Origin of the sequence: Enterobacter sp. 241F3, from assembly GCF_034106785.1 — a bacterium.
Lineage (GTDB): Bacteria > Pseudomonadota > Gammaproteobacteria > Enterobacterales > Enterobacteriaceae > Enterobacter > Enterobacter vonholyi.
Window position 1 is genome coordinate 752847 of record NZ_JAWNDD010000001.1, and the last position, 12081, is coordinate 764927.

15 protein-coding genes, 1 tRNA gene and 1 pseudogene are annotated in these 12081 nt (G+C 50.8%); 7 read left to right on the forward strand and 10 right to left on the reverse strand.

Annotated elements, in window-relative coordinates; genetic code table 11:
* Positions 1-30: 30 nt before the first annotated feature.
* Positions 31-1170 (forward strand): glucans biosynthesis protein MdoC, encoded by a 1140-nt coding sequence (gene mdoC, locus UR504_RS03555; RefSeq protein WP_274242577.1) that lies wholly within the window; start codon positions 31-33, stop codon positions 1168-1170.
* A gap of 33 nt (positions 1171-1203) precedes the next feature.
* Here the strand turns inward: mdoC and ymdB are convergent, their stop codons facing one another.
* The 5 genes from ymdB to csgB form a co-directional block, all read right to left on the reverse strand.
* A complete protein-coding gene (gene ymdB / locus UR504_RS03560; RefSeq protein ID WP_111966170.1) occupies positions 1204-1746 on the reverse strand; it encodes an O-acetyl-ADP-ribose deacetylase in 543 nt (180 codons plus the stop codon).
* Between the two features lie 107 nt (positions 1747-1853).
* Positions 1854-2174 carry a type 1 fimbrial protein gene (locus UR504_RS03565; protein WP_111966171.1) on the reverse strand — a complete coding sequence of 107 codons (321 nt, stop codon included), beginning with the start codon at positions 2172-2174 and terminating at the stop codon, positions 1854-1856.
* 164 nt (positions 2175-2338) lie between these two features.
* The gene (gene csgC, locus UR504_RS03570) at positions 2339-2671 is read right to left on the reverse strand and encodes a curli assembly chaperone CsgC (RefSeq protein ID WP_111966172.1); all 333 of its coding nucleotides are present in this window, start codon (positions 2669-2671) and stop codon (positions 2339-2341) included.
* A gap of 61 nt (positions 2672-2732) precedes the next feature.
* The gene (csgA, locus tag UR504_RS03575; protein ID WP_008500842.1) at positions 2733-3185 is read right to left on the reverse strand and encodes a curli major subunit CsgA; all 453 of its coding nucleotides are present in this window, start codon (positions 3183-3185) and stop codon (positions 2733-2735) included.
* 41 nt (positions 3186-3226) lie between these two features.
* Positions 3227-3682, reverse strand: a complete 456-nt coding sequence (csgB, locus tag UR504_RS03580) for a curli minor subunit CsgB (RefSeq protein WP_248173434.1) — start codon at positions 3680-3682, stop codon at positions 3227-3229.
* A 764-nt stretch (positions 3683-4446) separates the two neighbouring features.
* On the opposite strand from csgB, the gene csgD reads away from it, so the two are divergent.
* The 4 genes from csgD to csgG are packed head-to-tail and all read left to right on the forward strand — an operon-like array spanning position 4447 to position 6788.
* Positions 4447-5097: a biofilm master transcriptional regulator CsgD gene (gene csgD / locus UR504_RS03585; protein ID WP_021240790.1), complete on the forward strand. Its 651-nt coding sequence runs from the start codon at positions 4447-4449 to the stop codon at positions 5095-5097.
* Positions 5098-5101: 4 nt separating this feature from the next.
* On the forward strand, positions 5102-5491 hold the full coding sequence (gene csgE / locus UR504_RS03590) for a curli production assembly/transport protein CsgE (protein WP_008500845.1): 390 nt from the start codon (positions 5102-5104) through the stop codon (positions 5489-5491).
* A 23-nt stretch (positions 5492-5514) separates the two neighbouring features.
* On the forward strand, positions 5515-5928 hold the full coding sequence (gene csgF / locus UR504_RS03595; protein WP_023311106.1) for a curli production assembly/transport protein CsgF: 414 nt from the start codon (positions 5515-5517) through the stop codon (positions 5926-5928).
* A gap of 26 nt (positions 5929-5954) precedes the next feature.
* A complete protein-coding gene (gene csgG, locus UR504_RS03600; protein WP_021240792.1) occupies positions 5955-6788 on the forward strand; it encodes a curli production assembly/transport protein CsgG in 834 nt (277 codons plus the stop codon).
* Positions 6789-6831: 43 nt separating this feature from the next.
* Here the strand turns inward: csgG and UR504_RS03605 are convergent, their stop codons facing one another.
* From UR504_RS03605 to ghrA, 4 genes are all read right to left on the reverse strand, one after another.
* Positions 6832-7314 (reverse strand): DUF1097 domain-containing protein, encoded by a 483-nt coding sequence (locus UR504_RS03605; RefSeq protein WP_248173431.1) that lies wholly within the window; start codon positions 7312-7314, stop codon positions 6832-6834.
* Positions 7315-7410: 96 nt separating this feature from the next.
* Positions 7411-7965, reverse strand: a complete 555-nt coding sequence (locus UR504_RS03610; protein ID WP_029740002.1) for a molecular chaperone — start codon at positions 7963-7965, stop codon at positions 7411-7413.
* A 22-nt stretch (positions 7966-7987) separates the two neighbouring features.
* The gene (locus UR504_RS03615; RefSeq protein ID WP_302234717.1) at positions 7988-8725 is read right to left on the reverse strand and encodes a phosphatase; all 738 of its coding nucleotides are present in this window, start codon (positions 8723-8725) and stop codon (positions 7988-7990) included.
* An 84-nt stretch (positions 8726-8809) separates the two neighbouring features.
* A complete protein-coding gene (gene ghrA / locus UR504_RS03620; RefSeq protein ID WP_115874709.1) occupies positions 8810-9748 on the reverse strand; it encodes a glyoxylate/hydroxypyruvate reductase GhrA in 939 nt (312 codons plus the stop codon).
* Between the two features lie 232 nt (positions 9749-9980).
* On the opposite strand from ghrA, the gene UR504_RS03625 reads away from it, so the two are divergent.
* Positions 9981-10068 (forward strand) — tRNA-Ser (locus tag UR504_RS03625).
* Positions 10069-10202: 134 nt separating this feature from the next.
* On the opposite strand, the gene UR504_RS03630 is transcribed toward UR504_RS03625, so the two are convergent.
* A complete protein-coding gene (locus UR504_RS03630) occupies positions 10203-11108 on the reverse strand; it encodes a LysR family transcriptional regulator (RefSeq protein ID WP_252092729.1) in 906 nt (301 codons plus the stop codon).
* A gap of 109 nt (positions 11109-11217) precedes the next feature.
* Here UR504_RS03630 and UR504_RS03635 point away from each other — a divergent pair.
* A pseudogene (locus UR504_RS03635) lies at positions 11218-12078 on the forward strand (pirin family protein).
* Positions 12079-12081: the final 3 nt, after the last annotated feature.

Sequence of the window (12081 nt, forward strand, 5' to 3'; positions counted from 1 at the left end):
GACGAAAAGTCTGAGAATGCACAACGTTATATGAGCACAACACCAACAGAACGTGAATATTTCCTCGACTCGATCAGGGCCTGGCTGATGCTATTGGGGATCCCCTTTCACATTTCACTGATTTACTCCAGCCATACCTGGCACGTGAATAGCCAGATGCCCTCCTGGTGGCTGACGCTGTTTAACGACTTTATTCACGCCTTTCGTATGCAGGTTTTCTTCGTCATATCCGGCTATTTTTCTTACATGCTGTTTCTGCGATACCCGCTTAAGCGATGGTGGAAAGTACGCGTGGAGCGCGTGGGCATCCCCATGCTGACCGCAATTCCGCTGCTGACGCTGCCTCAGTTCATTATGCTGCAATACGTCAAAGGCAAAGCGGAGAACTGGCCGAATCTGACGCTGTATGAAAAGTACAATACGCTGGTCTGGGAGCTGGTGTCTCACCTGTGGTTCCTGCTGGTCCTTGTAGTGCTCACAACGGTAAGTCTGTTGATTTTTAGCCGCCTGCGCCACCATCTGAGCACGAAAGCCGACACCTTCTTCGCCAACGTTACGATGGGCAAACTGTCAGTGCTCTTCTTGCTGTTGGGGATCGCTTATGCCGCCGTGCGACGGACGCTGCTTATCGTCTATCCGCCTATTTTGAGCGACGGGTTATTTAATTTCGTGGTGATGCAGTCACTGTTCTACATTCCGTTCTTTTTAATCGGCGCGCTGGCTTTTATTCATCCAAAGCTTAAATCGCTGTTTGTCACCCCGTCACCGTGGTGCGCGCTGGGGGCAACCCTTGCGTTCGCTGCATATCTGCTGAATCAGCGCTACGGCAGCGGCGACGCCTGGATGTATGAAACGGAAAGCGTGATCACGATGCTGCTGGGCCTGTGGATGGTGAACGTGGTATTCGCGCTGGGCCATCGCTTGCTGAACTTTAAGTCCAGCCGCGTGACTTACTTCGTTAATGCATCACTGTTTATCTATCTGGTGCATCATCCGTTGACGCTTTTCTTCGGGGCTTACATCACACCGCACATCGCCTCCAACACGCTGGGCTTCTTTACCGGGCTGGTTTTTGTGGTAGGGGTGGCGATCGTACTTTACGAAATCCATCTGCGGATCCCGCTCCTGCGTTTCCTCTTTTCAGGAAAACCGCAGGCAAAAGCCTCATAAACCACGCGGCGCACCTGATGCGCCGCGTTTGCTTCAGCTTTCCAGCTCTTGTCTGCGCTGAGTCAGAAGCCGCTGATAAAGATGCGTGGTGTCGTCGTCAAAACAGACAAAAATCACCTTCTCTGGCAGCGGTTTTAACGACAGATAGCGGTAAACGGTTTCTACAGCGATCGTTGCGGCTGCCGCTTTAGGATAACCATACACGCCGGTGCTGATAGCCGGGAACGCCATCGTTTTATAACCGTTGTCGGCGGCCAGTCGCAGACAGTTCCGGTAAGCCTCTTCCAGAATACTCGCTTCGTGCCGATCGCCACCGTGCCAGACGGGCCCAACGGCATGAATAACCGCTCTGGCGGGCAAATTGCCCGCCAGCGTAATTACCGCATGACCGGGAGGACATTCGCCCTGCTGTTGCCGCACGGTTTTACAGGCTTCGAGCAGCTGCGGTCCGGCAGCACGGTGAATCGCCCCGTCTACACCGCCTCCCCCCATGAGGGAAGGATTGGCCGCATTGACGATGACGTCGACGTGCATTGTCGTAATATCGCCTTGAATAATTTCAATTTGCGGTTTCATAAAGCCCCTCTGCAATCCGCCTTTTTCTTAAGTGTATCGCAGAGGTGACCGGGAGAAAAAACTATCAGAAAAAATCCTCTTCCTCCTCAGGGCGGGGAGAACGCGCATTAGCGATACTGGATTTCAATAACTGCAAGCGTTTTTTCAGGATTAAGGTATTTCATATTGAGCGTTGCCAGGTTTGAGTCGCTCACTTTCCCGTTAAGCGCCTCTTCATAGCTGACCATACGCGTTTGCATACGGTTATTATTTGGACATGACATTGCAAATTGTTGCTTCTGCGGAGTGATTTCACAAGGGTCGGCGACGATAGCACCGCGAAAATGAATGACACCGCCGTCAACAACTGTGGCCGAATAAGCCGGGATACTCAAAGCAGAAACGACCAGACCCAGACCTGCTACGAGTCGAGCAAAATAGTTGTTCATTATAGGTACTCCTCAATGAAAATCGTCCATGAGGGGTAAACGCGCTTCATTTATTACGGCAAACGAAGTTTCACGTTACGGAACATAACGACCTGGTCCCTGATATCAGCATAGCTCAACGGCACAGACCCGCCACATTCACAACGCATTGATTTAATACACTTTTATAGCGAACGTTCCGCTGGCGACCACTGTTGTGATAAATGAAGCGATTTTCCATCTGTAACGGTAACAACGATTTTTACCGTGTCTCCTGCATTAATATTTAAACTCAGGCGCATTAAATCAATCGTCTGATTAGCGGGTATAAAAAGTGTGTTTTGCTGCCGGGAAGAACTTTGCCCCCCCTGCCCTTCTCGTAAAGAAACAATCTGAACCTGACAATCACACGACTGCGCCAGAGTGACCTGAGGAATAATGGTGGTCATATTTTCCTGCTGCGACGTTTTGAAGGTGATCTGACTGGAAAGCGCGGCCAGGAGAATTAAGGTATTCATGATGAACTCCCGAAAAAAAACAGGGCTGATGCCCTGTTTTTTTGTAGCACAGATTTCAGTATCAGTATTGATGAGCTGTCGCGTGGTTACCAAAACCGATCTGGGTAACGTTGACAGTAGAGTTAGAGGCAGTCTGGTCAACGAGTGCGCCGTTAAAGCCGCCGGACTGGCTAACGTTCATAACAGATTTTTTACTGTTCCACTGATCAAGTGTTGCACTGTTGCCGAATCCTTTCTGGGTCAGGTTGATTTTACTGTCATCAGAACCCTGACCAACGTCAGCGCCGTTACCGCCACCTTTCTGGGTAATATTCAGCACGGAATTTCTGGCGTCTGTCTGCAGAGCAACCGCGGAGTTACCGCCACCGTCCTGATAAATATTCAGGGTTGAATTTGGACCACTGTATCCGCCATGACCATGCCCATGACCCCAGCCGCCCTGATTAATAGAACCCGCCATAGCACTACCAGAAACTACGATTGCTGCAAGCGCTGCCACTTTGAGAAATTTCATGGTAAACCCCCATCGGATTGATTAAAGTCGTCGCGAAAGCGCTAATGTTGAATAACGTTAATCGCCATTTGCGACTGTTTCTGCACTACAACTGCGGTTTTCTGCGTACCGTACTGCGTAATATTTGCTCTATTACCCGACCCTTTCTGGATAATTTTCGCGCTATTACCGTATCCATCTTGCGTAATACCTGCATCATTCGCGTTTCCGCTCTGATCGATCCAGGCTATATTGTAACTCCCTGATTGATCAACTCTCGCTCTGTTGCCTGCCCCATCCTGGGAAACAATGGACAATAGTTTCGAACCTTCCTGGCGAACCTGAGCGTCATTGAAAACACCCTGTTGACCAATAATGGCTGCCTGATTGAGTGATGAAAGACTTAATTCGTTAACCGCAAAGTTATATTCAGCATTTGCTAAATCTGAATTCGCTGCGGATACAAATCCAGGCGCACCCAGTAATGTAAACATCATAAATAACGATGTGTATTTCATGTTGTCACCCTGGACCTGGTTATTGAATAACTCCATAACCCTATAACAGTGTCACATGTAAAAACGATTCGTATTGTGTTAACGCGTCGTTACGGTGAAGAGTATGTCCGCTGAAACATTTTAAATATCTCACCCGCGCGGCTTATTTTTATTTTTCAGATCACCACAAAGTCGTAATTTACATCAAAAACCACTTTATTCAGGCCAGCTTATATTTTTTATTAAATGCGTTTTTAGAAAAGGTTGTACAGCAAGACAAAAGCTGTCCACGCCTCCCCCCGGGGTGTTTAAACGTAACGGCATGAGAGCATTTTTTCTCAGCACGTGACACGAAGCTTCTTTTCTTAAGCCAGACTCATGCTCATTCGTGGACTTAGTAACAACCTGTAACTCATACTAAATTATCGCTTTATAAAAATAATAAATACCAATACAAATCAAACAATTGGAAATATTTGTATGATTTTTAAAATCTGTGCATCTCTATTTATGTGTACAACTTTCTCATCAATTCTCGCCATTCAAAACAACCGATTTTCATAAATTAATATTTATTTTTACATTATGTTACATGTTTAACACTTGCTTTAAACTTCGTAAAAGCTAGATTGAAATTAGATGTACGAAATTGGTTTTATATTTACCTCCCCGTGGAGGTTATGGTCTGATTCTACACACAGCAGTGCAACATCTGTCAGTACTTCTGGTGTCCTCTTTTAAACAGGAGGACAGCTGCCAGGTGCCAAATAAAGTGGGGTTTCATCATGTATAATGAAGTCCATAGTTTACATGGTCATACATTACTGTTGATCACAAAACCTTCTCTGCAAGCGACAGCATTATTACAACATTTAAAGCAATCTTTATCACTGAACGGAAAATTGCATAATATTCAACGTTCTTTTGATGATATTGCACCTGGCAGCATCATTCTTTTCGATATGATGGAAGCGGATAAAAAACTTATCCATTACTGGCAAGATATTTTAAGCAGGAAAAACAACAATATCCGCGTGCTATTGTTGAATACGCCTGATGAATATCCTTTCAGAGATATTGAAAGCTGGCCGCATATCAATGGCGTGTTCTACGTCACAGAAGAAGAAGACCGGGTAGTTGAGGGTCTGCAAGGTATATTGCGCGGAGAGTGTTATTTTTCGCAAAAGCTTGCCAGTTATCTCATCACGCACTCGGGAAATTATCGTTATAACAGCTCAGAGTCAGCACTGCTCACGCACCGTGAGAAAGAGATCCTGAATAAGTTACGCATTGGTGCTTCAAATATTGAAATCGCCCGTTCGTTATTTATCAGCGAAAATACGGTAAAGACGCACCTTTATAATCTTTTCAAGAAGATAGCTGTGAAAAACAGAACTCAGGCTGTTTCGTGGGCAAACGATAACCTCAGGCGTTAATCACATGAAGCGCACGTTGAGTTGGATCGCCGCAGCGAGTTTCCTGCTCGCTGCCGGGAATCTGAAGGCCGTCGAGGTCGAAGTTCCCGGATTGTTAACAGACCACACTGTTTCATCGGTCGGGCACAGTTTTTACCGTGCCTTTAGTGATAAATGGGACAGTACTTATACCGGAAATATAACGATCAACGAGCGGCCCAGTGCACGATGGGGAAGTTGGATAACAATAACGGCTAATCAGTACGTTATTTATCAAACGTTTTTATTCCCCACAAAAATGGACTTCGATAAAAACGTAGCCCTGGCACTGGCACAATCAGAAGACGCTATTAATCGCCTGCAAATAGATAAAGCCCTATTAAGCACCAGCGATTTAGCAAAAGACGAGTTCTAGCGAACCGATATGCGGAGGCTGTCATGCGTATTGCATATGCAGTTGTTTCGATAATGCTAATAACACCCATAAGCTGGGCCGGAAACATGACGTTTCAGTTCCGTAACCCTAACTTTGGCGGTAACCCTAACAACGGCGCGTTCCTGCTGAATGAAGCTCAGGCGCAAAACTCCTATAAGGATCCCAGCTTAAAGGATTTTAGCATTGATACCCCGTCCGCACTGGACAACTTCACTCAAGCTATTCAGTCGCAGATTTTAGGTGGGTTACTAACCAACATTAATACCGGTAAACCCGGCCGGATGGTGACCAACGACTTTATCGTTGATATCGCCAACACTGACGGACAGCTTCAGTTGAACGTGACCGATCGTAAAACCGGAAGAATCTCCACCATTCAGGTTTCCGGTCTACAAAGTAATTCAACTGACTTTTAAACAATAGCTAAATAAGGACAACGATCATGCAGCGCTTCCTGATTTTTGTTGCAGTGTGCTTATTGAGCGGTTGTTTAACTGCTCCACCTAAAGAAGCTGCAAAACCTACATTAATGCCTCGGGCCCAGAGTTATCGTGATTTAACGCATTTACCTGCTCCAACGGGGAAAATATTTGTCTCCGTATACAACATTCAGGATGAAACCGGGCAATTCAAACCTTACCCGGCAAGTAACTTCTCCACGGCCGTGCCGCAAAGCGCAACCGCGATGCTGGTTACCGCGCTCAAGGATTCGCACTGGTTTATTCCCCTGGAACGTCAGGGTCTCCAGAACCTGTTGAATGAACGTAAAATCATTCGTGCAGCACAGGAAAATGGTACCGTCGCGGCCAATAACCGTACGCCTCTGGAATCTCTGGCGGCAGCGAACGTGATGATTGAAGGATCGATTATTGGCTACGAAAGTAACGTTAAATCGGGTGGAGCGGGCGCGCGGTATTTCGGTATCGGCGCGGATACCCAATACCAGCTCGACCAAATTGCCGTTAACCTGCGTGTGGTCAACGTCAGTACAGGCGAAGTGCTCTCTTCGGTGAACACCAGCAAAACCATACTGTCCTATGAAGTTCAGGCAGGGGTATTCCGCTTCATCGATTACCAGCGTTTGCTGGAGGGTGAAATTGGCTACACCTCCAACGAGCCGGTCATGATGTGTCTGATGTCAGCCATTGAAACCGGCGTGATCTTCTTAATCAACGACGGTATTGACCGCGGGCTGTGGGATCTGCAAAACAAAGCAGACGTGCAGAACCCGATACTGGTGAAATACCGCGATATGTCAGTCCCTCCGGAATCCTGACAGGAAGCGCATAAAAAAGGCGAGATGATTATCTCGCCTTTTTTTATTCGCTCACTGCCGTGACGTTTTGCGCTTTTTCCCGCCGCGACGCCAGCCAAAGACCGCTGTTTTTCATGGCATAGCCAAACAGCAACCCCAGCGCCAGGGAGGGGACCACCAGCTTCCAGTCACCCTGCCCTGCAAAGGTCGCACACGCCCCAATAAAGGTTCCAGGAACAAATGAAAGCAGCAGATGCTTAGCCTGGATGCACATTAAAAAGGCAACAACGCCCGTCATCACGTATCCCAGCATCTCCAGATGCGGCGCCAGCGCGCTGCCTTTCATGATCACCAGCGCCCAGATAACACCGCTCATCAGGGTGCAGCCAGAGATAAAGAGCCCTTTGACGCCCCCCTGCGGGCAGGCGAAATAGGCCGTACAGCCAAGGAATCCGGCCCAGCTGAGTAATCCGAGAGACACGGCCACCCATCCCCAAAGTCCGGAGAGAATGCCCGTCGTTATTGCGATACAAAGTAATATGTTCATGGCGCGCATCTTAGCAGAAGCGCACCATAGAAATGCGATCAGAAGCACATTATGTGCAATTTGAAATGCAAGGTTGCAGAATTTATGTGACCTAGATCACTCTTCATTCTCTTCTTCGAGCTCATCCCACATCGCCGCGATCGCGTCGCGCGTGAGCGGTGCCAGCGTTCTCCAGAATGGCGAGGTGGCATGCGCTTCAACTTTACCAAGGAATGTTCCGACCCACGGCAGCAGGTACGTTTCGAACAGGGTTTCGATAGCTTCGTTCTCATCATCCCCGGCGTTGTCTTCGATCCAGGAGGCAGCAAGCAGCAGCGTACCGATATGATCCGCCGGCGTATCGCTCAGCGGCATACCGCGGGTGGAGAGGAAAGCGCGGACTTCCGCTTCCGTCGCCCCTTCCTGCCAGGCAGAACGGTATGGCGAAACGCGGCACTCATCGCCGACGAACAGTGCATTGTAGTCCGTCGCAATCTGCTGCATATCGCAGCTTTTTTGCAGACGTTCCAGTAAATCATCCTGTTCCAGCGGCCAGTTCTGCGCCAGTTTACCTTCACGAATCAACGTAAAAAGCGGAACCAACAGCGGGTCTTGCGGCTGGCGATAATAGAGCGTACCCAGCACGCGGCAGAGGATGGAAAACTCGTTCATTTTTTATGATTCCATAACACAATTAAAGATCGGCAAATTCGGCAATCGGCTCCATTCCGCGGGACTCAAGGAAATCGAGCATGCGGCGTGGGGTCACGTTCAGGATTTGCGCTTCCGGGAAGTTAACATCATTCAGCACTTTCAGGGACTCGCTGAAATCACCCAGCGTAAACGCGGTATGAGAATCTGAGCCCAACGCCACCATACCGCCCGCATCGCGGACGGCGGCCGCCACTTCGCGACAGTTGGCTTCACTGCCCTTACGCGAGTGAACAAAAGAGGAGTTATTAATCTCCAGCGCCACGCGGTGCTTCGCTGCCGCCTGCGCGACAGCCTGAATATCAATCGGATATTTGGGGTTACCGGGATGGCTGATAATGTGCGCATTGCCGCTGGCTATGGTGGCAATCATCGCCGCGGTATTGGTCTCTTTATCCTGAGGAGCAAAAACCGGCTCATGGAAGCCGGCGAGGACAAGGTCAAGAGACGTCAGCATCGGTCCGGTGCAGTCGATCTCACCGTCGGTATTTTTGATGTTTGCCTCAATGCCGCGCAGTATCCCAATGCCGTCCACCAGACGTGGCCAGATCCGCATATTCACAAAATGCCAGTAGTGCGGTGCATCCGCCATATCCGGGCCATGATCGGTGATCGCGAACAGCTTGATGCCTTTAAGCTTCGCCTGGGCGATATAATCATGGAGGTTGCTATAAGCGTGGGTACTGGCGACGGTGTGCATATGCAGGTCAACGGGATACATCTCTCTCTCCTCTGCGGTTTTTCCAAAGGATAGCAGTTATCAGCGGCGAATATTAGCAAAAACCCGGCGAACGCCGGGTTTCTCTCAGTAGCCGCGCTGTCTGTCGACCTGGCCGGTGACCGGGTTACCCTTTTCCATTTCGCTGATGGTATGGGATATATACGCCACCGCTTCTGCCGGACGCGTCACGGCGGCCACGTGAGGGGTCATCGCGACGCGCGGGTGCGCCCACAGCGGGCTTTCCGCGGGTAGCGGCTCACGGCTATAGACATCCAGCATGGCACCTTTAAGCTTTCCACTGTCCAGCGCCTTCAGCAGATCGGGCTCGACCAGATGCACCCCGCGCGCCAGGTTCATCAGGTAGCTCCGATCGACGAGCTGATTGAGCAACGCTTCATTGATGATACCGACCGTTTCCGCCGTATTGGGCAGCAGGTTGATGAGCACGCGCGTCCCGTTCAGAAAGGCCGGGAGTTCATCCGTCCCGGCAAAGCTCTCTACGCCCGGATAATCTTTGCGGCTGCGACTCCAGCAGCGCAGCGGAAAGCCCCACGGAGCAAGGGCTTCAGCCACTTTTGAGCCCAGCACGCCCGCGCCGAGGATGCCGATGGTAAAGTCTTCACGACGGTAATCCGGCAGCGGCTCCCAGCGGGCCTGCTGCTTAAATGCCTGATAGTCATCAAAGCGGCGGAACCAGTGCAGAACCTGGCTCACGGCATATTCCTGCATCTGCTGGCCCATTCCGGTATCTTCCAGGCGAAACAGTGGAACGTCTTCCGGCAGCATTTCAGGGTGTGCCTTAAGTTTGCTCAGAATGGAATCCACGCCGGCTCCAAGGGCAAAAACGGCCTTCAGCTTGCGTCCCTGGAGCATTTCTACCGGAGGATGCCAGACCAGCGCATAGTCAGCATGTTCATTATCGCCGCGCTTCCACTCGCGTACGCGTGCGCCGGGCAGCGCCGCCGAAAGTGCGTCAATCCAGTAAGCGTTATCAAATGTAGGGTGATAGAAGAGAATATCCATGGTCATTCCTGCCTTTTATTGCGCTGTTTTGCTTTCATTTTCAAGTGGATTGTCAGCATAACAAATTTATCAGGAAACCGCGTTGCTGATAAAAGAGGCATTTTATGCACATTTAAGAATCATGTTGCCTGAAGTTTGTCTAAACGCGCTAAATTACTGAAAAAGTGAGTTGACGGCAGTTCGGCTTTTCCTTACATTAGCGCCCGTCCCGTCAACAACGGGATGACAATATGGTGAGGTGTCCGAGTGGCTGAAGGAGCACGCCTGGAAAGTGTGTATACGGCAACGTATCGGGGGTTCGAATCCCCCCCTCACCGCCATATTTAAAGAAGAGCTCGCATGAAAATGCGGGCTTTTTTTTCGCATATTGTACGCACGCAGGGGGGATTCGAACCTTGTGGCTCTGTGCGAAACTCATGTCGGGTAGCGCTGCGCTTACCCGACCTGGAAAAAACTAGTCTTCCACCATCTTCGCATACTCTTCGGTCAGAAAATCCACCAGCGCCCTAACGGAGGGCAGCAAACCGCGTCTTGAAGGATAAACGGCATGAATCACTTCCCGTCTGGGTTCCCATGCCTCAAGCACCCGGACCAGCTCACCGGACGCAAGCTGATCCTTCACCATCAAAATCGGCAACTGCACCACGCCAATGCCTGCCATGGCGGCTTCACGCAGCGCGAGCATATCCGTACTGATCAAACGGGGATGGTAATGGATCTCCGCTTTCGCCCCGTCGGGTCCGGAAAGTGCCCACTTATGGTTGTGCTTTCCCTCTCCCATACTTAATCCAGGCCAGGCGCTGAGTTCAGACGGCATTGACGGTTCCCCCAGACGGGCAATCAACGCCGGGCTTGCCACCAGGCAATGCCCCCTGTCAGCCAGCACCCTTAGCACCAGGTCACTGTCATCAAACGGACGCGGGCGTACGCGGATCGCGATATCCACGCCCTCTCCCACCAGATCTACCCGCCGGTTAGTCGCCTCAAGCTGAAGATTGATCCCGGGGTAGCGCGCCATAAATCTTGCCAGCATCGGACCAACGTGGACATGCAGTAAGGTTATCGGGCACGTGATCCTGACGATACCGCGCGGTTCGGCCTGCAGTGCCGCCACGGCTTCCTCGGCAGCCTCGGCCTCCACCATCATCGCTTTGCAGTGCTGATAGAACGTCTGGCCGACCTCGGTCACCGTAAAATGCCGGGTTGTTCTATGGATGAGCCGTACGCCAAGCCGCTCTTCCAGCTGCGCAATCCGGCGGCTTAGCCTGGACTTTGGCAGGTCAAGCGCCCTTCCCGCCGCAGCAAAGCCACCGTAGTCCACCACCTTCACAAACCAGACAAAGTCATTGAGATCCTGCATAAAACCTCATCGTTCTATTTTCAGAACAGTGAATGCCATTTTCACTATCTACCGGGATATTGACCCTGAATATAAGCTAATTACATCAACAGAACATCAGGAGTTAATCATGAAAAACGTAACAGGCGTTTATACCGCTCCCCGCCAGCACTGGGTTGGCGATGGTTTCCCGGTCCGTTCAATGTTTTCTTATCAGACGCACGGCGAGCCGCTCAGCCCGTTCCTGTTGCTGGACTACGCGGGCCCATATACCTTTCCTGCAGATGGCGCGAAACGCGGCGTAGGCCAACACCCTCACCGGGGTTTTGAAACGGTCACTATCGTCTATGCCGGTGAAGTGGAGCATCGCGACTCCACGGGTAAAGGCGGCGTCATTGGCCCTGGCGACGTGCAGTGGATGACCGCAGGGGCAGGCATTTTGCACGAGGAGTTCCACTCCAGCGCGTTCTCATAGAAAGGCGGGGAACTGAAAATGATGCAGCTTTGGGTCAACCTGCCGGCGAAAGACAAGATGGCGGCCCCGGGCTACCAGAGCATCACGAAAGCCGACATCCCGGTGGTGACGCTGCCGGATAACAGCGGTTCGCTGCGAGTTATAGCCGGTCGCTACGACACGGTGACAGGCCCGGCGCACACCTTCTCGCCGCTTAACGTCTGGGACATCGCGCTGAACCAGGGAAGCCATCTGACGCTCAATCAGCCTGAAGGCTGGAGCACGGCGCTGGTCGTGCTTGAAGGCAGCATCACGGTGAACGGTGCAACTCAGGCGGGTGAAGCTCAGCTGGTCGTATTGAGTCAGGAAGGTGACAAACTGCACCTGGAGGCGAACAGCGATGCAAAAGTGCTGCTGATGGCCGGCGAGCCGCTGAATGAACCGATCGTGGGCTATGGCCCGTTTGTGATGAACACTAAGAGTGAAATCAACGAAGCCATTCGTGATTTCAATTCCGGCCGCTTCGGCCAGATCTGAACG